Genomic DNA, 18837 nt, shown 5'->3' with positions numbered 1-18837 from the left:
TCCATTCCGATTAGTCCACGTGGACTATACGCCCTGCAGCGCATCCGACGCAACCGCGATAATGGGCGGGTGAGCACTCCTACCGACAGCACCGCGCAGACGATCCCCGGCTGGCGCCACCTCTACTCGGGCAAGGTCCGCGACCTGTACGCCTCCGATGACGCGGGCGACACGCGCATCCTCGTCGTCGCCTCCGACCGCGTCAGCGCGTTCGATGTCGTGCTGTCGACCGGCATCCCCGAGAAGGGGGCGCTCCTCACCCGCTTGAGCCGGTGGTGGTTCGACCACCTCGACGTGCCGAACCACCTGGTCGAGGGCGAGATCCCCTCGGTCGTCGCGGATCGCGCGATGCTCGCGCAGTCGCTCGAGATGCTGCCGATCGAGTGCGTCGTGCGCGGATACATCACCGGGTCGGGATGGGCCGAGTACGTCGAGAACGGCACGGTGTGCGGCATCCCGCTGCCCGCCGGGTTGCAGAACGGCGACCGTCTGCCCGAGCCGCTGTTCACTCCCGCCTACAAGGCCCCGATGGGCGAGCACGACGAGAACATCACCTACGAGCGCGTCGAGGAGCTCGTGGGCGCCGAGCGCGCCGCCGAGCTGCGCGACGCCGCGCTGTCGATCTACGCCCGCGCCGCGGCCATCGCAGAGGAACGCGACCTCATCCTCGCCGACACCAAGTTCGAGTTCGGCACGGATGCCGAGGGCGTGCTGCGCCTGGCCGACGAGGTGCTCACGAGCGACTCCTCGCGCTACTGGGATGCCGAGGCCTGGCGCACCGGCACGACGCCGTCCGCACGCATGGCGAGCTTCGACAAGCAGATCGTGCGCGACTGGCTCGCCGCGAACTGGGACAAGCAGGGCGAGCCTCCCGTGCTGCCCGACGACGTGGTCGCCCGCACAGCCGCCCGGTACCGCGAGCTCATCGAGCGCCTCGGAGCCTGATCACGGAGTACACGATCCTTCCGGAATCGCCCCCGACTGTCAGACAATCTGACACCGGGGGCGATTCTTTATCGCTATGAATTGACAGATTGTCCGACGATCAGGCAAACTCGACGGGCGGCAGGATTGCCGTCCAATACAAGGAGGTATTTGTGAGCTCTGCTACTGCCGCGTCGACGCCGCCATCGAAGTTCAAGGTGAGCATCGCCGTCGCTATCGGAAACTTCATGGAGTGGTTCGACTTCGCGGTGTACGGCTTCTTCGCCGTCATCATCGGCCAGCTCTTCTTCCCCGCCGACACCACGCCGTTCGTCGCGATCCTGTCGTCGCTCGCCGTGTTCGCGGTCGGGTTCTTCATGCGTCCGCTCGGCGGATTCATCCTCGGGCCGATCGGCGACAAGTACGGCCGCCGCACCGCTCTCGCGATCTCGGTGCTCGCCATGGGCATCGCGACGACCATCATCGGCCTGCTGCCGACGTACGCGACCGTGGGCATCCTGGCGCCGATCCTGCTCGTGCTGTGCCGCTGCGTGCAGGGCCTGTCGGCCGGCGGCGAGTGGACCGGCTCCGCCGCCTACCTCGTCGAGAGCACCCCGAGCGCCCACCGCGGCAAGTTCGGCAGCATCATCTCGGCGACCGCCGCGCTCGCGACCATCGTGGGCAGCCTCTTCGCGCTCTTCCTGAACGCCGTGATGTCGGAAGAGGACCTCATCTCGTGGGGCTGGCGTGTGCCCTTCCTGCTCGCCGCCCCGCTCGCGCTCATCGGCCTCTACATCCGCATGCGTCTCGGCGAGACGCCGGTCTACAAGAACGTCGAAGAGTCGCAGGCGGTGCAGAAGTCGCCGATCCTCAGCAGCTTCAAGAACAACCTCAAGCCGATCCTGCTCACGCTCGCGATCGCCGCCGTGCAGGGCACCGGGTTCTACTACCTCGCCACGTTCATCGTGAACTACCTCACGACGACGATCGGCGTCGAACGCGGACCGGCCCTCGCGATGGCCGCGACCGGACTCGGCGTGTACATGTTCCTGTGCCCGCTCGCCGGCGCCCTGTCCGACCGGTTCGGCCGTCGCCGACTGAACATCATCGGCACGATCGGCTACATCGTGCTGCCCATCCCGATGTTCTTCTTCATGTCGTCGGGGCAGTTCGCCCCCGTGGTGATCGGCATGATCGTCCTCGCGATCACGCAGTCGCTGGTCAGCGTCACGACCGTCGTCATGCTCGTCGAGCTGTTCCCCGCCTCGAACCGCTCGAGCGCCAGCGCGATCGGCTTCAACATCGCGCTCGCGTTCATCGCCGGTCCGGCCGCGTACATCGGCACCTGGCTCGCCGGTGCCACGGGTGACCCGGTCTCGCCGGCCTGGTACCTGGTCGTTCTCGCGCTCATCGCACTGCCGTTCATCTGGAAGTGGCTGCCCGAGACCGCAGGGCGCGACATCACGCTCGACACGCAAGCCGAGCACGGCGAGTCGACCGTGCAGAGCGACGCCACGACGACCGCGCGCGTCTGAGAGAGGAACCCGGTGTCGACGAACAACATCACCATCGTCCGCTACGGCACGCGCCTCGGCGCGAAGTCGGAGGTGTACCTGAACTGGCCGATCTACGGCCGACCGGACGAGCCGATCGAGATGGACTACTTCTTCTGGATCATCCGGAACGGAGACCGCACGATCGTCGTCGACACCGGGTTCTCTCCCGAGGGAGGCGCGAACCGCAACCGCACCTTCCTCGTCACGCCCGCCGAGGCGTTCTCGGCCCTCGGCATCACCGCCGAGTCCGCACCGGAAGTGCTCGTCACGCACGCGCACTACGACCACATCGGCAACCTCGATCTGTTCCCCTCCTCGCGGGTCACGATCGCCGCCGCCGAGTGGGAGTTCTGGACAAGCGGCATGCAGAACCGTGCGCAGTTCCACCACTCGGTCGAGGACGCCGAACTGACCGAGCTCCGCCGCGTGCACGCTCAGGGCCGACTGCGCACCTTCGACGACGAGATCGAGATCGCCCCGGGTGTGCGGATGCTGCGCGTCGGCGGCCACACGCCCGGCCAGTCGATCGTGCTGGTCGACACCGCCGACGGCCGGGTCGCCCTCGCCTCCGACGCCGTGCACTACTACGAGGAGTACGAGGACGACGTGCCTTTCGCCTTCGTCGCCGACCTCCCCGAGATGTACGCGGGTTTCGACCTGCTGCACGAGATGGAGCGCGACGGCACGGTACAGCACATGGTCTCCGGCCACGACCCCGACACGCTGCGCCGCTTCGGCGCGATCGCCGACGGCCCGCTCCCCGGCCTGACAGCCCGCATCGGCTGACGAAAGGACCCCGCATGACCACCGCCACCCGGCGCTTCGACGGACTCGTCGCGCTCGTCACCGGAGCCGCAGGCGGCCTCGGCCTCGCCTCCGCCCGTCGGCTCGCCGACGAGGGCGCCCGCATCGTGGCCGTCGACCGCAACGAGGCGATCGCCGACATCGCCGCCTCCCTGAGCTCCGACGCGATCGGCGTCGTCGCCGACATCTCCCGCGAGGACGACGTCGACCGCGCCATGGATGCCGGCATCCGCGCCTTCGGGCAGATCGACCGCTTCCACCTCAACGCCGGGATCTTCGGCAGCTTCACGCCCCTGCCCGATCTCGAGCTCGACGACTTCGACGCCGTCATGCGCGTGAACGTGTCGGGGCAGTTCCTCGGTCTGCGCGCGGCGTTCCGCCATTACCGCGAGCGCCGCTCCCCCGGCGCGATCGCCGTCACCGCATCGATCGCCGGCCACCGCGGCTCCGCCGACCTGCTTCCGTACCAGACGTCGAAGCACGCGGTCGTCGGCCTGGTGCACGGCGCGGCCGTGTACGGCGGCCCTCTCGGCATCCGCGTGAACGGGGTCGCCCCCGGCATCGTCCCCACCGACCTGTTCGCCGCGGCCGCGACCACCCCCGGCGGCGCGAACGACATGAGCCATCGCGCCCGCACGACGCCGCTGCGACGCGCAGGCCGTGCAGAGGAGATCGCCGGCGTCGTGGCCTTCCTCCTCAGCGACGACAGCAGTTACACCACGGGCGAGATCGTCTCGGCCGACGGCGGCGCCTCCATCGTGAACGGCGTGCGCCCGTCCGGCGGCGCCGGAGCCTGGGAGCCCTCACGCGTGGACGGCCCGCTCTACGGCGACCAGATCGACGGCGACCCCGCCGACCACGGAAAGGACGACGCATGAGCGACGAGCGTCTGGGATTCATCGGCCTCGGCAACATGGGGGGACGCATCGCGCGCTGCATCACCGGCGCGGGGCGCGAGCTCCTCGGTTACGACCCCCGCGCGGAGGCGATCGGCGAGGCCGGGGCGACGGCTGCGGCGAGCGCGCGCGAGGTCGCGGCGCAGAGCGACGTCGTGATGCTGTCGCTGCCCGACAGCCGAGTCGTCGAAGCGGTCATGAACGGCGTCGACGGCGTACTCGCCGGTGTGCGCGCGGGAACGGTCGTGATCGACCTCTCCACCGCCGCCCCCGAATCGACCCGCCGGCTGCACGCCGAGCTGGCCGCTCGCGGTGCCGCCTACCTCGACGCCGGCATCTCCGGCGGAGCAGCCGCGGCCGAGAAGGGCGCGCTGACCCTCATGGTCGGCGGAGAGGCCGCGGCGCTGGAGCGCGTCGCTCCCGTGCTCGACCTGTTCTCGGCATCCGTGTTCCACTGCGGCCCCACGGGCGCCGGCCACACGGTCAAGCTCCTCAACAACTTCCTCAACGCGGTGTCGCTCGCGGCGACCGCCGAGGTCATGGTCGCCGCCCGCAAGGCCGACCTCGACCTGTCGACCGTGCTCGACGTGATCAACGCGTCGAGCGGCGTGAACTTCGCGAGCCTCAACCGGTTCCCCAAGATCATCCAGGGCGACTACCTCAAGGGCGGGCTCACCAACTCGCTCATGCTGAAGGACGTCACGCTCTACCTCGAGCTGCTCGCCGACCTCGGCGTCACGAGCCTGAACTCCGCCGGTCCCGTCGCGAGCTTCGGCCTGGCCCGCGCGCTCGGGTACGCCGATGAGATCTCCAACACCGTCGTCGACGCGATCGGCGACGTCTCCGGCGGCGTCCGGCTGCACACCGCGGAGCACACCGAGGAAGGCCCCCGCTCATGAAGATCACCCGACCCGACACCGCAGCGGGCACGGCCGGAAAGCCGGGCTCGCAGTTCACCGGCACCGCGACCCCCTACGTCACGATGGCCCAGACCGACGGCGTGACCATCAACACGGTGAACTTCGCCCCCGGCGCCCGCACGCACTGGCACCACCACGAGCAGGGGCAGATCCTGCAGGTGCTGGCGGGGCGCGGCCTCGTCTCGGCGAACGGCGAGGTGCACGTCATCCGCGCCGGCGACACCGTGTGGTGCCCGCCCGGCGAGCAGCACTGGCACGGCGCCGCCCCCGACTCGTACCTCGTGCACACCGCGATCTCGCTCGGCCAGACCGTGTGGAGCGACCCCGTGGACGACGCCACGTACACCGACGATCCCATCGACAGCGCTGTGCGCGAGGAGGCCTGATGTTCGCCGAAGGAACCCACCAGGAGATGTACGAGGAGGGCCTCGCGATCCGCAAGGAGGTGCTCGGATCCGCGCACGTCGAGCGCTCGATGGCGAAGGTCAGCGAGTTCTCGCGTCCCATCCAGGACTACGTGACCGAGTTCTGCTGGGGCGGCATCTGGTCGCGGCCCGGCCTGGAGCGCGCCGAGCGCTCGCTCGTCAACATCGGCATCCTCACCGCGCTCAACCGCTCGCACGAGCTCGGGGTGCACGTGCGCGGCGCCGTGCGCAACGGCGTCACGATCGCGCAGATCCAGGAGGTGCTGCTGCAGACCGCCATGTACGTGGGCGCACCCGCCGCCCTCGAGTCGTTCCGCGTCGCCGAGAAGGTGCTGCGCGAGGAGCTGGGCGACGACGCGGTCGACGGGATCGTGCCGTGAGCGTCGTCGCCGTCATCGGGCTCGGCAACATGGGCGCGCCCATGTCGGCGCGCCTGGTCGACGCCGGCCACGAGGTGCGCGGCTTCGATCCGGCCGACGCGGCACGCATCGCCGCGGCTCGCCACGGCGTGCAGGTGCGCACGAGCGCGGAGGACGCGGTCGCCGCCGCGGACGCCGTGATCCTCATGCTGCCGAACTCCGACGTGGTCGACGCCGTGGTGGGCGGCCTTCTCGATGCCGACGCGTTCGCGCCCGGGGCGCTCGTGATCGACATGAGTTCGTCCGACCCCCTGCGCACCCGTGCTCTCGCCGCGACGGTCGAGACGACCGGCCGCGCCCTCGTCGACGCCCCGGTCTCCGGTGGAGTCCGCGGCGCCCAGAACGGTGCGCTCACGATCATGGTGGGCGGAGCGGACGACGACATCGCCCGTGCGACGCCGATCCTCGCGGTGCTCGGCCGCGTCGTGCCGAGCGGTGGCGTGGGCGCCGGCCACGCGGTGAAGGCGCTCAACAACCTGCTCTCGGCGACGCACCTGTGGGTCACGAGCGAGGCCATCGAGGCCGGCCGCCGATTCGGCCTCGACCCCGCGGTCATGCTCGACGTGTTCAACGGGTCGAGCGGGCGCAGCGGATCGACCGAGAACAAGTGGCCCAACTTCATCCTCCCCGGCTCGTACGACTCGGGATTCGGCCTCCGCCTGATGCTCAAGGACATGAAGATCGCGACCTCGCTCGCCGCAGCGCTCGACGCGCCCTCGGCGCTGGGGGCGGATGCCGTGGACCTCTGGCAGGCCGCGGCCGACGACCTGCCGGCGGATGCCGACCACACGCGCGTCGCGGAATGGATCGCCGCGCGGACGTCGGAGGCGTGATCACATGTCCACGCTCGATACGATCTCTCGTGTGACGGACAACGAGGCACGGTGGGGCATGACCCCGGTCGCCCGGTCAGCCGCGCCCGTCAAGGAGCGTGTCGTCGCCGCGCTGCGCGAAGCCATCCTGGAGTTCAAGGTCACCCCGGGTGAACGTCTCGTCGAGCGCGAGATCATGCAGGGCATGGACGTGTCGCGCGCGACCGTGCGCGAGGCGCTGTCGGTGCTCGCGAGCGAAGGCCTCGTGACGGTCGTGCCGCAGAAGGGCGCGCACGTCGCGATCCCCTCCGCCGACGACGCCGCCGACCTGTACGAGGTGCGCGCGGCCCTCGAGTCGCTCGTCGTGCGGCGGTTCATCGAGCGCGCCACCGACGACGAGGTCGCGCTGCTCCAGGGCACGGTCGGCCTGATGCAGCGCGAGCTCGACGACGACACGGGCATCAACAGCTTCCTGCGCGCCAAGGACGAGTTCTACGCCGTGCTCGACACGGGGGCGCGGTCGGCGTCGCTCAGTCAACTGCTCGCCAGCATCCAGGCCCGGGTGCGCATGCTGCGCCTCACCTCGCTGTCGACCCCCGACCGGCTGCCGCACGTCGTCACCGAGATGCGCGAGATCGTCGACGCGATCGCGCACCGCAACATCGATCGCGCCTCGCGTCTCATGACCGAGCACATCCAGATGGCGTCGACGCTCGCGCTCTCGGCGCTGCACCGGGCCTGACCTCCTCTCTCTCGACCGCACGCGGACGTGCGGTCGGCTGCCGCATCCCTCCGTCCTCTCTCGAAAGGCGCACTCGCATGACCCTCACACCCCGTCAGCAGCAGTCCAAGGACGACTTCATCGCGCAGCGCGGCACCTGGAGCCCGCTGTGGGAGAGCGTCGCCCGCCTCGACCCCGAGTTCCTCGACGCGTACCGCGAGATGTCGATGGTGCCGTGGCGCAAGACCCATCTTGACGCCAAGACCAAGGAGCTCATCTACATCGCAATCGACGCGAACGCCACGCACATGTATCTCCCGGGTGTGCGTCAGCACATCAAGGCGGCCTTCGCGCAGGGCGCGACCGTGCAGGAGATCATGGAGGTCATCGAGCTCGCCTCGACCCTCGGCATCCACGCGATGAACATCGGCGTGCCGATCCTCGTCGAGGTGCTCGAGGAGAAGGGGCTGCGCACGGGGCCCGCCCCGCTCGACGCGCACCAGCAGGAACTCAAGGACGAGTTCACGAAGACGCGGGGCTACTGGAACAGCTTCTGGGACGAGATCCTCGAACTCGACCCGGAGATGTTCGAGGCGTACACCGACTTCTCGTCGGTGCCGTGGCGCACCGGCACGCTGGAGCCCAAGGTGCGCGAGTTCGTCTACATCGCGTTCGACACGGCCGCCACGCACCTCTACGTCAAGGGCCTCAAGCTGCACATCGAGAACGCGATCGGCTACGGCGCGACCGTGGGCGAGCTGCTCGAGGTCATGGAGATCGCCAGCGTGCTGGGCGTGCACGCCGCCACGAGCGCGGTGCCGATCCTCATCGAGGAGGCTGAGGCCGCGGGCAAGGACCGCCCCTGAGTTCGGGGCGCGCTACTCAGCGAACACTCAGGAATCGATAGTGTTGCTCCAGCACTCCCTCCCTCCCCCGATATCTGAGGAGCCCCCATGCCCCTGTGGAAGATCCACGGAAACGGCCGAACGGTCGAACCCGGCGCCGTCGTCACCCCCGCCGAGCGCCTGAACTGGCCCGCGACGATCGCGATCGGCGCCCAGCACGTCGTCGCGATGTTCGGCGCCACGTTCCTGGTCCCGACCCTGACCGGCTTCCCGGTCTCGACGACGCTGCTGTTCAGCGGTCTCGGCACGCTCATCTTCCTGCTGATCACGAAGAACCAGCTGCCGAGCTACCTCGGCTCCTCGTTCGCGTTCATCGCGCCCATCACGGCCGCCGTGGCCGCAGGCGGCACGGGTTCAGCCCTCGCGGGCGTCGTCGCCGTCGGCATCCTGCTCGCCGTCGTCGGACTCGTGGTGCAGTTCGCGGGCCTCCGCTGGGTCGATGCGCTCATGCCCCCGGTCGTGGCCGGCGCGATCGTCGCCCTGATCGGCTTCAACCTCGCGCCCACCGCGTGGAACAACTTCCAGCTCGACCCGGTGACAGCGACCATCACGCTCGTCGCGATCATCCTGTTCGCGGTGCTGTTCCGCGGATTCCTCGGCCGCATCTCGATCTTCCTCGGCGTCGCGGTCGGGTTCGTCTGGGCCGCGTTCAACGGTTCCTTCGACGTGCCGAACGCCCTGCGCGGCGGCAAGACCCCGGCCGAGTTGATCGCGGACGCCCCCTGGGTCGGACTCCCCCACTTCCAGCTGCCCGACTTCGTCGAGCCCGGCACCTGGTCGACCATCGCGATGTTCCTGCCCGTCGTGCTCGTACTCATCGCCGAGAACGTCGGCCACGTGCGCGGCGTCGCGACCATGACCGAGGACGCCTCGATCAACAAGCAGACCGGTCGTGCGCTGATCGCCGACGGCGTCGCGACGACGATCGCCGGCGGCTTCGGCGGCTCGGGCACCACGACCTACGGCGAGAACATCGGCGTGATGGCCGCGACCCGCGTCTACTCGACCGCCGTGTACTGGGTGGCCGGCCTCTTCGCGATCCTACTGGCCTTCTCGCCCAAGGTCGGCGAGGTGTTCAACTCGATCCCCGCGGGCGTGCTCGGCGGCGCGACCACGGCCCTCTACGGCCTGATCGGCATCATCGGCATCAAGATCTGGGTCGACAGCAAGGTCGACTTCTCGCGCCCGGTCAACCAGTACACGGCTGCCGTGTCACTCGTGATCGGCATCGCCGGCTTCTCGATGAACCTCGGCGACTTCGCGTTCGGCGGCATCGTGCTCGGCACGGTCGCGGCGCTGCTCATCTACCACCTGGGCAACCTCATCGCCCGGGCGCGCAAGACCGGCGCCGACGACCCCAAGCCCCTGGAGGCCGTGGGACCGCTCGGCGGCGACCCCGCCTAGGTCGCTCCCCCACCACGACGAAGCCCCGGATGCCGTGCACACGGCATCCGGGGCTTCTCACGTGACGGTGCTCAGCCGATCGACGCGAGAACTCCGTCGGGCGAGACGGCCTCGCCGACCTCGACCCGCCGCGTGAGAGCGCCGGCGCGATGAGCGGCGACCGTGGTCTCCATCTTCATGGCGTCGAGCACCGCGACCGGGTCGCCCTCGGCGACCTCGGCGCCGTCGTCGACGAGCCAGCGCACCAGTGTGCCCGGCACCGTCGAGCGCAGCTCGGCCGGATCGGCGACAGCCTCGTCGACGAGGCCCGTCGACGCCGACCCGAACCCGGCGAGCAGTGCCACCGGAAGCCCCAGCACGACCCTGCGCCCGTCGATCTCGACCGGCACGCGCCGCAGCGGCTCGTCCGGCACCGGAGCGGGCCGCGGCTGCACCTCCGCCCTCGGCAGCAGCTCGCTCTCGATCCACTGCGTGTGCACCGCGAAGGTCGCGGTGGCGAACGCGGGGTCGTCGATCGCGAGCAGGTCGAACGGCACGACCGTGGCGGGCCCCTCGATCGCGAGCTCGCGCAGCGCACGGCCCGCACGCACGAGCGCCGCGTCGCGGGTGTCGGCGTGCACGATGAGCTTGGCGATCATCGAGTCGAACGCCGGCTGCACGGCATCCCCGGCCTCGATGCCGCTGTCCCAGCGCACGCCGGGCCCTCCGGGCACGCACAGGCGGTCGACCCGTCCCGGGCTGGGGAGGAACCCGCGCCCCGGGTCCTCGGCGTTGATGCGGAACTCGAACGCGTGCCCACTCGGGCGCGGGGTCTCGGAGAGCGACGGCCCCTCGCCGAAGGCGATGCGGAACTGCTCACGCACGAGGTCGACGCCCGTCACGGCCTCGGTGACCGGGTGCTCGACCTGGAGCCGCGTGTTCACCTCGAGGAACGAGATCGTGCCGTCCTCCGCGAGCAGGAACTCGACGGTCCCGGCGCCGCGGTACTGCACCTCGGCGCAGATCGCCCGCGCCGCCTCGTGGAACCGCGAGCGCTGCTCGGGCCTCAGCCCGGGTGCCGGCGCCTCCTCGATGAGCTTCTGATTCCGTCGCTGCATCGAGCAGTCGCGGTCGCCGACCACGACCACGCCGCCGCGCCCGTCGCCCAGCACCTGCACCTCGATGTGCCGCGGACGCTCCAGGAAGCGCTCCACGAAGCACTCGCCCCGACCGAAGGCGGCGACCGCCTCCCGGGTGGCAGCGTCGAACGCCTCGGCCACCTCCGACAGTTCACGGACGACCTTCAGTCCGCGTCCGCCCCCGCCGTAGGCCGCTTTGATCGCGATCGGGAGTCCGTGCTGCTCGGCGAACGCGACGGCTTCGTGCGGCCCGGTCAGCGGTTCGTCGGTGCCGGCCGCGAGCGGCGCGCCGACGCGCTGGGCGATCCGCCGCGCGGTCATCTTGTCGCCGAGCGCGTCGATGCTCTCGGGCGAGGGACCGATCCAGACGAGACCGGCATCCTCCACGGCTCGCGCGAAGGCGGCGCTCTCCGACAGGAAGCCGTATCCCGGATGCACGGCGGTGGCGCCCGTCCGGGCTGCGGCACCGAGCAGGGCGTCGATCGAGAGGTAGGTGTCCGCGGCCGTGGTGCCGCCGAGACCCGCGGCCTCATCGGCCAGACGCACGTGCAGGGCGTCGGCGTCCTGGTCGGCGTACACCGCGATCGACGTGTATCCGGCCTCCGCGCAGGCGCGCACGACGCGGACCGCGATCTCTCCGCGATTCGCGATCAGGATCTTCTGCTTCGAGGTCGACTCCATGGTCATGAGCACTCCTTGACGGTGAGGCGGAGATGCACTCCGGGAGGCAGCTGCGCCGCGAGGTCGAGGCTGCGATCCGTGAGGGCGCCGATGATCGGATACCCGCCGGTGAGCGGATGATCGGGCAGGAAGAGCACGGGCTGGCCGTCGGGCGGCACCTGGATGGCGCCGGTGACGGCGCCCTCGCTCGGCAGTTCGCCGCCGCGCGCGCGCTCGAGCGGCACCTCGCCCTGGAGGCGGATGCCGACGCGATCCGATCGCGGCGTCACCGTCCACTCCTGCCCGGTCAACACGTCGAGAGCGGCCGCGCTGAACCAGTCGTCGCGCGGGCCGAGGGTGATCTCGAGTTCGACGAGGTCTCCCGGCGCGGGGAGGTCGCGTGCCGGCGCTCCGAGAGCGACGGGATGCCGCCCTGCGGCGCCGATCGGCAGGACGTCACCCGCCACGAGCGCTGCGGGGCCGAGGCCCGCGAGCGTATCGGACGCGCGACTCCCCAGTGCCGCCGCGGCGTCCAGCCCCCCGCGCACGGCGACGACGTAGCGCAGTCCGCGATCTGGGTGGCCCAGGGTGAGCTCGTCGCCGTCGACCGTGGCGAACGGCTCGCCGTGCGTGACGTCGCGGACCGCGCCGCCGGCCTCGGTCAGCGTCAGCGTCCCGAACGCACCCGTGACGGCGGCGACGCCGGCCCCGCGGAAGCGGAGGATCGCCCCGCCCACGCTCTCCACCACGGCCGCACCGCGGGTGTTGCCGACCGCCGCGTTGGCGTCGCGCATCGCACGACGATCGGCGATGCCGGATGCCGAGACGCCGAGCGCCGCATAGCCCGGCCGCCCGGCATCCTGCACCAGCATCTGCAGCGACGGACGTACGACCTCGACGGCCCCGGCCGAGGGGGAGCCGGGAGCATCCTCGCCCTGTTCGGCGCGGCGCGTCTCGAGACGCCGTCCGGGCGTCGGCGAGTCGCCGGTGTCCGTCGATCGGGTGTCCCCCGCGAGCCGGGCCTGCGCCTGCGCGCGGACGAACCGCACGGCGACCCCCGGCGTCAGCAGCGCCGGCGGGTCGCGGTCGATGTCCCACATGACGGCATCCGTGTGCCCGATGAGCTGCCACCCACCCGGACTCTCGCGCGGGTACACGCCCGTGAACTCCCCGGCGAGCGCGACGGAGCCGGCCGGCACGCGAGTGCGGGGCGAGGAGCGCCGGGGCACGGCGAACAGCGGATCCCCGCTCACGACGTATCCGAACCCGGGCGCGAAGCCCGAGAAGGCGACGCGCCAGTCCGCCGCGAGGTGTCGGTGCACGAGCTCGTCCGCAGAGACGCCGAGCAGCGCAGCGGCCTCGTCGAGGTCCTCGCCGTCGTACACCACGGGCACGGTGACCTCTCCCCCGCCCGAGAGCCGGACGTCGTCGACGTCGGTCGTCTCGAGCACGGCGGCGAGATCGGCGGCCGAGACACGCAGCGGGTCGAAGCGCACGAGCACGGTGCGGGCTCCGGGGATCCGCTCGACCACTCCCGGGGTCCCGTCCCACGCGAGGTTCAGGCGCATCGCCTCGTCGAGGTCGGCGGCCTCGACGAGAAGCGCGTGATCGGATGCCGTGAGGATGCGCATCAGACGAAGTCCTCCGTCATCGTGATCCCGCGAACGGCGCGATCACGATGCCGGCGTCCTGCAGCATCCTGCGCGTCTCGGCGGCCATCGCGACCGACCCCGGGCTGTCGCCGTGGACGCAGATCGACTGCGCGTCGACCGGCACGTCGGAACCGTCGATCGCCCGGATCACCCCGTCGCCGGCGAGCCGCACCATGCGCTCGGCCACGGCGGCCGGGTCGTGCAGCACGGCTCCCTCCTGCGAGCGCGGCACGAGCTGGCCGTCGGGCAGGTAGGCGCGATCCGCGAAGGCCTCGGCCGCGACGGCGAGCCCGGCCTTCTCGGCGACGTCGAGCACGACGCCGCCCGCGAGGCCGAGCAGCACGAGGCTCGGGTCGATCGCACGGATGGCCGCCACCACGTCGTTCGACTGTCGCTCGTCACGCGCGATCGTGTTGTACAGCGCGCCGTGGGGTTTGACGTACGAGACGCGTCCGCCGACGGCCGCGGCCAGACCGATGAGCGCTCCGAGCTGGTACTCGACATGGGCCTGCAGCGTGCGCGAATCGATCTCCATCGCGGTGCGTCCGAAGTTCTCGTAGTCCCGGTATCCGGGGTGCGCTCCGATCACGACGCCGCCCTGCACGGCGGCGCCGAGCGTGTCGCGGATGCCCTCGGGGCTGCCGGCGTGGAACCCGCACGAGACGTTCGCGCTGGTGACGATCCGCAGCATGCTCTCGTCGTCGCTCACGATGCGGTCGGCGACGTTCTCGCCGAGGTCGGAGTTGAGGTCGATGGTCGTCATGCGGTCACGCTCCGATACCGAGGAAGGCGAAGATCGGGCCGACCGAGACGGCGCCCATGTACCAGGTGAGGGCGGTCACGAGCGTACCCGCGATCAGCAGCCACAGCGGGTACTTCTTCGCGCCGAGCAGGTCGCGCCGGAACCAGCCGATGTACATGAACACGGTGAGTCCGATCGGGAGGATCAGTCCGTTGAAGCCGCCGACGAACACCAGGATCGCCGCGGGAGCCGTGCCGATCGACAGGTACACGAGCAGGGACACGACGATGAAGGCGACCGTGGCGAGCTGCAGGGGCCAGCCCGCCCGGAGCTTGGCGGTGAAGGTGGAGAGGAAGGTCGCCGAGGTGTACGCGGCACCGATGACCGAGCTGATCGCCGCCGCCCAGAAGATCGCACCGAAGATGCGCAGTCCGGCGTCGCCGAGCACGGCGCCGAATGCCTGACCGGCGGGGTTCGCCGCCTGGCTCGACAGGTCGAGCGCGACGCCGGAGGTCACGACGCCGAGGATCGCGAGGAACAGCACGTACCGCATGATCCCCGTCACGAGGATGCCGTTCGTCGCCGCGCGCATGACGGGGCCCGCGTGCTCGGGGCCGGTGTGTCCGGAGTCGAGGTAGCGGTGCGCACCGGAGTACGTGATGTAGCCGCCGACGGTGCCGCCGACGATGGTGGTGATCGTGGCGAAGTTCAGCTCGTCGGGGACGAAGGTCTGGCGCAGCGCCTCGCCGATCGGCGGCTGCGCGATCGCGGCGACCACGATGGTCATGCCGATCATCCCGATGCCGAGGATCACGAGCACGACGTCCATCACGGGGCCGGCCTTCTTCACGAGGAAGATGATGATCGCGAGCGCGGCGGTGAGCGCTCCGCCGAGCTTGGGGTCGATGCCGAGCAGGGCGTTCAGGCCGAGGCCGCCACCGGCGATGTTGCCGATGTTGAACGCGAGTCCGCCGATCACGACGAGCACGGCGATCAGGTGGCCGGAGTACGGGATGGCGCTGTTGGCCAGCTCGCCGGCGCGCTTGCCCGACGAGGTGATCATGCGCCAGATGTTCAGCTGCACGGCGATGTCGACGACGATCGAGACGAGGATGGCGAACGCGAACGCGGCCCCCATGGTCGCGGTGAACGTCGCGGTCTGGGTGATGAAGCCGGGACCGATGGCACTGGTCGCCATGAGGAAGATCGCGCCGATCACAGCGCTTCGACCTACGCGCTTCTTCGCCTGGGCGAGTCGCGCTTCGTCTTCGGGAGAGAGGGAGGCGGTGGTCTGCTCTGACATGCGGGGGTGTTCCCATCGTCGTTGGTGGGGGTGCGGAGACCCCCAGTGTAGAACGGATTGTTCCCGATTGTTCAACAATCATGTTTCTGTTGTGCTACATCGAGGTTGCTTTCGTGTGATGTTGCGGGCCGTCGACCTACGATGAAGGCATGAATCACCAGGGCGTGCTCGCCGACGTGCTCCGTCAGCGCATCATCGACGGCGACTTCGCTCCGGGGTCGCGTCTGTCGGAGTCTGCGCTCGCCGAGCAGTTCGACGTGTCGCGCAACACTCTCCGCGAGGCGTTCCGCGTGCTGTCCGAACAGGGACTCGTCGAGCACGTGCCCCACCGCGGCGTATCGGTCGCGTCGCCGACCATCGCCGACGTGATAGACATCTACCGCGCCCGTCGGGTGATCGAGTGCGCGGCGCTGCGGCAGTCCGAGCCCGAGCATCCTGCCGTGCAGCTGATGAGCGACGCGGTCGCGGATGCCGAGGAGCACCTGCCGCACGAGGACTGGCGACGCGTCGGCAGCGCCAACATGGCCTTCCACGACGCGATCGTGGCTCTGGCCGACAGTGCGCGCCTAGCTCGCACCTACCGCGACGTCGCAGCCGAGCTGCGCCTCGTGTTCCTCGAGATCGATCAGCCGCGTTCGCTCCACGAGCCGTTCGTCCGCCGCAACCGGGCCGTGCTGACGACGCTGCTCGACCGCGGCCCTGCGGAGGCGGCCGACGAGCTCGAGCGCTACCTCACGGCATCCGAGCGCAGCGTGCTGGGCGCGTTCGCACGCATGGGTCATCCCTGAAGTCCGACGCCCGGCCGTTGCTCCGCGAGCCGCGGCGGACAGTCGTGCGCCTCAGTCGGCGTCGGCGCCCTTCGACGCGCCTGTGACAACGCCCGAGGCGCGCAGGCGCAGCGGCGTCGCGCGGGCGGGCCCGGTCAGCGGCAGGGGCTGCGCCGGCTCGGGGAGGGCATACAGCCGATACATCCAGCGTCGCGCGTCTTCGAGCGGGAAGGTCTCCTCGTACACCGCGAACTTCAACAGGATGCCCTCGAGCGTCCCGCGCAGCATGATCTCTTCGAGCTCGGGATCGGCGGCGCCGCGCTCGCGGAAGATGTCGCGCACCTTCTCCTCCGCGGCGACAGCCCGCTCGTGGTGCCGGTCCTCGGCCTGCGCGTAGAGGCGATGGGTGGCCGGTTGCTGCTGCAGTGCCAGCACGACCTTCTGCAGGGGCAGCGCGTATCCGGTGGCCATGATCGCACCGTCGATGATGCCGGCCAGTCGCAGATCGGCGTCACCCGGCACCTCGGGGATGCCGAACAGCGCCTCGAACCACTGGTCGATCACGGCGACGACCAACTGATCCTTGCCGCCGAAGTGGTAGTTCACGAGCCCTTGGGCGACGCCGGCGCGCTGGGTGATCTCCGCGATGCTCGCGCCGGTCACCCCGCGCTCGGCGAAGGTCTCGATCGCTGCCTGCAGGATGACGCCTCGAGCGCGCTCTCGCGCGAGGCGGTTCTGCTCGTCGGAGCGCGCCACGGCTCCACCTCCTGAGTTCTTCCGGATGTCTTCCGGAATTCACCCCCCGCCCTATAGATTACTCATTGAATACCCATTCAACATATGGTGGGGTTCAGATTCGACTGGAGCTTGCATGACCCCTGCCGCGCGCCTCGACCTCAACAATGTCTTCTCCCTCCTGGAGTGGCTGGTCGGACAGTGGTGGGTGTGGACGATCGTGGGGGCGATCGTGCTGATCTTCCTGGTGATCTGGATCATCCCGGCCGCGAAGGTCAAGCCCTCCGAGGCGTTCTCGACCGATGACGTCGAGGCCAACGAGATCGCGCTGGGCTTCCTGCAGATCCGCAATCTCCCGTCGGGTCCGTGGAACGACCCGACCGCCTCCGGACTCGGCGATCGCGAGAAGTCCGTGCTCGTCGACCAGTGGGGTGTGCATTCGCGACAGGACTGGCTCGACAACATCGAACGCCTGACGACCGTGCGTCGCCGGCGCGAGGTGTGGACGCTCTACCTCGCGGTGCGCTCCGAGCTCGCGACCTCCCTCGGCCGTGCGCCGAAGAGCAAGGAGTGGCTCGCTGCGATCGTCGCCGAAGGCGGCGACAAGCGTGACGCGCGCACCTTCGTCACGGCGATCGAGTACATCGAGCGCGAGGTGCGCAAGCACGTCGGCAAAGACGTCATCACGCCCGACGTGTTCGTGCGCACGCTCGACGGCTACGCGATCGGCCAGGCCGTGGCGATGACCACCTGGGGCGTCGCGCTCGGCCACGGCGACGTCGCCGAGGCACGCCAGATCATCCATCGCATCAACGTCGACGCGCGCCCCGCCTTCACCTCGTGGGCCGACTTCGGACTCAGCTACATCGCCGGTCGGGTCATGCACTGGAGCGACGGCGCGGTCGACGAGAAGTCCTTCGAGAAATACGGCGACGGCTGGAGCGACTTCGCGGCGGCCACGACCCAGAAGCGGAACGGACCATGGGCGACGCTGTCGTGGCGCCTGTAGAGGTCGACCTCGCTCCCCTGCGACGGAGCGCCGGGCTCCGTGACATCACCGCGTACGAGCGGATCTGCCGCGTGCCGCCGCATCGACGCTTCGTCGTCGTGCTCACCGCGGTACTGCTGTTCGCCGCCGCCATGCTGGTCGGACTGTGGTTCCTCGGTCGCGCCGACATCCTTCAGGTCGCGCCGATCCTCGGGGTCTTCGTGATCGGTTACACGATCATCGCCGCCGGCGGGTTCGTGTGGTTCGCCGTATCCCTCGGGCGCCGCGTCAAGATCGCGGCCTTCGCGTGGCGCAACGACTGGGCTTACGCCGACCTGCTGACGCACACGCGCCGACCGGGGAGCGCGTTCGCGCGCGTCGTCCACGGCCAGGAGCGCGCCGTCGTCGTCTGTGCGGACGAGCGGATGCCGTTCGAGCTCGGCCATCACCACTCGGTGTCGCGCGGCCAGCAGGCCGCGACCGTGCAGCGGCCGTTCGCGTTCATCGAGCTCCCGCTGCCGACCGCCGTGCCGCACATCGTGCTCGCCAACCGGACCCGCAGCATCATCCCGACCCTGGGTCTCGGCCGCGGCGCGGCGAAGATGGATCTCGAGGGCGAGTTCGCGTCGGTGTTCCGACTGATCGTGCCCGAGGGGTACCAGCAGGATGCGCTGTACATCTTCACCCCCGACCTCATGGCGCGGGTCATCGATCTCGGCTCGCGCGCCGAGATCGAGCTCGTGTCCGATCGTCTGTACGTGTACCTGCCGGGGTCGACGCGGTTCGACCGCGCCGATGTGATGCGCGCGGCGGTGACGCTCGCGGAGGAGTTCCACCGCCGCTTCGCCGCCCGCACAGCCCTGTATCGCGACGACGCGGCGGGCGATCTGGCGCTGCGCGCCGGGGTGTCCGTCGGACTCCGCGGTCAACGCCTCGGAGGCCGCGGGGTCTCGGTGCTCGCCGTCGCCGGCACTGCGGCGGCGATCCTGCTCTCCGCCGGCGTGACCGCCGTCACGCTCTTCGGCGGAGACGTTCTGGGGAGTCTCGGTGGCTGACCCCATGAACCCACGGATGCGGACCCACCTG

The 18837-nt window shown here is 70.1% G+C and carries 19 protein-coding genes; 14 read left to right on the top strand and 5 right to left on the bottom strand.

Annotated elements, in window-relative coordinates:
• The first annotated feature begins 69 nt into the window (after positions 1–69).
• The 11 genes from ACIPYT_RS06550 to ACIPYT_RS06500 all read left to right on the top strand — a co-directional run bounded on the left by ACIPYT_RS06550 (position 70) and on the right by ACIPYT_RS06500 (position 9786).
• A complete protein-coding gene (locus tag ACIPYT_RS06550; protein ID WP_401071811.1) occupies positions 70–945 on the top strand; it encodes a phosphoribosylaminoimidazolesuccinocarboxamide synthase in 876 nt (291 codons plus the stop codon).
• Between the two features lie 152 nt (positions 946–1097).
• Positions 1098–2459, top strand: coding sequence for an MFS transporter (locus tag ACIPYT_RS06545; protein WP_401071809.1), 1362 nt, complete (start codon positions 1098–1100; stop codon positions 2457–2459).
• A 12-nt stretch (positions 2460–2471) separates the two neighbouring features.
• Complete coding sequence (locus ACIPYT_RS06540; protein WP_401071807.1) at positions 2472–3266, top strand: N-acyl homoserine lactonase family protein; 795 nt, start codon at positions 2472–2474, stop codon at positions 3264–3266.
• A gap of 14 nt (positions 3267–3280) precedes the next feature.
• Entirely contained in the window at positions 3281–4162 is an 882-nt protein-coding gene (locus ACIPYT_RS06535; protein WP_401071805.1) for an SDR family NAD(P)-dependent oxidoreductase, read from the top strand.
• On the top strand, positions 4159–5079 hold the full coding sequence (locus tag ACIPYT_RS06530; RefSeq protein WP_401071803.1) for an NAD(P)-dependent oxidoreductase: 921 nt from the start codon (positions 4159–4161) through the stop codon (positions 5077–5079). Before ACIPYT_RS06535 ends, ACIPYT_RS06530 begins: the two co-directional genes overlap by 4 nt.
• Complete coding sequence (locus tag ACIPYT_RS06525) at positions 5076–5486, top strand: cupin domain-containing protein (protein ID WP_401071801.1); 411 nt, start codon at positions 5076–5078, stop codon at positions 5484–5486. Before ACIPYT_RS06530 ends, ACIPYT_RS06525 begins: the two co-directional genes overlap by 4 nt.
• Entirely contained in the window at positions 5486–5905 is a 420-nt protein-coding gene (locus tag ACIPYT_RS06520; protein WP_401071799.1) for a carboxymuconolactone decarboxylase family protein, read from the top strand. Before ACIPYT_RS06525 ends, ACIPYT_RS06520 begins: the two co-directional genes overlap by 1 nt.
• Positions 5902–6777 (top strand): NAD(P)-dependent oxidoreductase, encoded by an 876-nt coding sequence (locus ACIPYT_RS06515; RefSeq protein WP_401071797.1) that lies wholly within the window; start codon positions 5902–5904, stop codon positions 6775–6777. The genes ACIPYT_RS06520 and ACIPYT_RS06515 overlap by 4 nt, the downstream gene beginning before the upstream one ends.
• Before the next feature lie 31 nt (positions 6778–6808).
• Complete coding sequence (locus tag ACIPYT_RS06510; protein ID WP_401071795.1) at positions 6809–7498, top strand: GntR family transcriptional regulator; 690 nt, start codon at positions 6809–6811, stop codon at positions 7496–7498.
• Positions 7499–7575: 77 nt separating this feature from the next.
• On the top strand, positions 7576–8343 hold the full coding sequence (locus ACIPYT_RS06505) for a carboxymuconolactone decarboxylase family protein (protein ID WP_401071793.1): 768 nt from the start codon (positions 7576–7578) through the stop codon (positions 8341–8343).
• Positions 8344–8430: 87 nt separating this feature from the next.
• Positions 8431–9786, top strand: coding sequence for a uracil-xanthine permease family protein (locus ACIPYT_RS06500; RefSeq protein ID WP_401071791.1), 1356 nt, complete (start codon positions 8431–8433; stop codon positions 9784–9786).
• Between the two features lie 71 nt (positions 9787–9857).
• On the opposite strand, the gene ACIPYT_RS06495 is transcribed toward ACIPYT_RS06500, so the two are convergent.
• From ACIPYT_RS06495 to ACIPYT_RS06480, 4 genes are read right to left on the bottom strand one after another with little or no spacing between them, the layout of a single operon-like run.
• The gene (locus ACIPYT_RS06495; RefSeq protein WP_401071789.1) at positions 9858–11591 is read right to left on the bottom strand and encodes an acetyl/propionyl/methylcrotonyl-CoA carboxylase subunit alpha; all 1734 of its coding nucleotides are present in this window, start codon (positions 11589–11591) and stop codon (positions 9858–9860) included.
• Positions 11588–13195, bottom strand: coding sequence for a carboxyltransferase domain-containing protein (locus tag ACIPYT_RS06490; RefSeq protein WP_401071787.1), 1608 nt, complete (start codon positions 13193–13195; stop codon positions 11588–11590). Before ACIPYT_RS06490 ends, ACIPYT_RS06495 begins: the two co-directional genes overlap by 4 nt.
• A gap of 16 nt (positions 13196–13211) precedes the next feature.
• On the bottom strand, positions 13212–13979 hold the full coding sequence (locus ACIPYT_RS06485; RefSeq protein WP_401071785.1) for a LamB/YcsF family protein: 768 nt from the start codon (positions 13977–13979) through the stop codon (positions 13212–13214).
• A 4-nt stretch (positions 13980–13983) separates the two neighbouring features.
• The gene (locus ACIPYT_RS06480) at positions 13984–15261 is read right to left on the bottom strand and encodes an NRAMP family divalent metal transporter (protein WP_401071783.1); all 1278 of its coding nucleotides are present in this window, start codon (positions 15259–15261) and stop codon (positions 13984–13986) included.
• Positions 15262–15410: 149 nt separating this feature from the next.
• Between ACIPYT_RS06480 and ACIPYT_RS06475 the strand changes: the two genes are divergently transcribed.
• On the top strand, positions 15411–16049 hold the full coding sequence (locus tag ACIPYT_RS06475) for a GntR family transcriptional regulator (protein WP_401071781.1): 639 nt from the start codon (positions 15411–15413) through the stop codon (positions 16047–16049).
• 51 nt (positions 16050–16100) lie between these two features.
• On the opposite strand, the gene ACIPYT_RS06470 is transcribed toward ACIPYT_RS06475, so the two are convergent.
• Complete coding sequence (locus tag ACIPYT_RS06470) at positions 16101–16784, bottom strand: TetR/AcrR family transcriptional regulator (protein ID WP_401071779.1); 684 nt, start codon at positions 16782–16784, stop codon at positions 16101–16103.
• Between the two features lie 115 nt (positions 16785–16899).
• On the opposite strand from ACIPYT_RS06470, the gene ACIPYT_RS06465 reads away from it, so the two are divergent.
• Both ACIPYT_RS06465 and ACIPYT_RS06460 read left to right on the top strand, forming a co-directional pair.
• Positions 16900–17772, top strand: a complete 873-nt coding sequence (locus tag ACIPYT_RS06465; RefSeq protein ID WP_401071777.1) for a DUF1266 domain-containing protein — start codon at positions 16900–16902, stop codon at positions 17770–17772.
• Complete coding sequence (locus ACIPYT_RS06460; RefSeq protein ID WP_401071775.1) at positions 17745–18806, top strand: hypothetical protein; 1062 nt, start codon at positions 17745–17747, stop codon at positions 18804–18806. Before ACIPYT_RS06465 ends, ACIPYT_RS06460 begins: the two co-directional genes overlap by 28 nt.
• Positions 18807–18837 lie beyond the last annotated feature (31 nt).

The sequence above is a fragment of the Microbacterium sp. NPDC089695 genome (assembly GCF_044749085.1).
Taxonomy (GTDB): domain Bacteria; phylum Actinomycetota; class Actinomycetes; order Actinomycetales; family Microbacteriaceae; genus Microbacterium.
This window is presented reverse-complemented; position numbering and strand designations above follow the sequence as displayed.

Excerpts from the sequence above, each read along its gene's own strand:
- ACIPYT_RS06535 (WP_401071805.1), top strand. The coding sequence starts at position 3,281 with ATGACCACCGCCACCCGGCGCTTCGACGGACTCGTCGCGCTCGTCACC.
- ACIPYT_RS06530 (WP_401071803.1), top strand. The coding sequence starts at position 4,159 with ATGAGCGACGAGCGTCTGGGATTCATCGGCCTCGGCAACATGGGGGGA.
- ACIPYT_RS06525 (WP_401071801.1), top strand. The coding sequence starts at position 5,076 with ATGAAGATCACCCGACCCGACACCGCAGCGGGCACGGCCGGAAAGCCG.
- ACIPYT_RS06520 (WP_401071799.1), top strand. The coding sequence starts at position 5,486 with ATGTTCGCCGAAGGAACCCACCAGGAGATGTACGAGGAGGGCCTCGCG.
- ACIPYT_RS06505 (WP_401071793.1), top strand. The coding sequence starts at position 7,576 with ATGACCCTCACACCCCGTCAGCAGCAGTCCAAGGACGACTTCATCGCG.
- ACIPYT_RS06500 (WP_401071791.1), top strand. The coding sequence starts at position 8,431 with ATGCCCCTGTGGAAGATCCACGGAAACGGCCGAACGGTCGAACCCGGC.
- ACIPYT_RS06495 (WP_401071789.1), bottom strand. The coding sequence starts at position 11,591 with ATGACCATGGAGTCGACCTCGAAGCAGAAGATCCTGATCGCGAATCGC.
- ACIPYT_RS06490 (WP_401071787.1), bottom strand. The coding sequence starts at position 13,195 with ATGCGCATCCTCACGGCATCCGATCACGCGCTTCTCGTCGAGGCCGCC.
- ACIPYT_RS06485 (WP_401071785.1), bottom strand. The coding sequence starts at position 13,979 with ATGACGACCATCGACCTCAACTCCGACCTCGGCGAGAACGTCGCCGAC.
- ACIPYT_RS06480 (WP_401071783.1), bottom strand. The coding sequence starts at position 15,261 with ATGTCAGAGCAGACCACCGCCTCCCTCTCTCCCGAAGACGAAGCGCGA.
- ACIPYT_RS06475 (WP_401071781.1), top strand. The coding sequence starts at position 15,411 with ATGAATCACCAGGGCGTGCTCGCCGACGTGCTCCGTCAGCGCATCATC.
- ACIPYT_RS06465 (WP_401071777.1), top strand. The coding sequence starts at position 16,900 with ATGACCCCTGCCGCGCGCCTCGACCTCAACAATGTCTTCTCCCTCCTG.
- ACIPYT_RS06460 (WP_401071775.1), top strand. The coding sequence starts at position 17,745 with ATGGGCGACGCTGTCGTGGCGCCTGTAGAGGTCGACCTCGCTCCCCTG.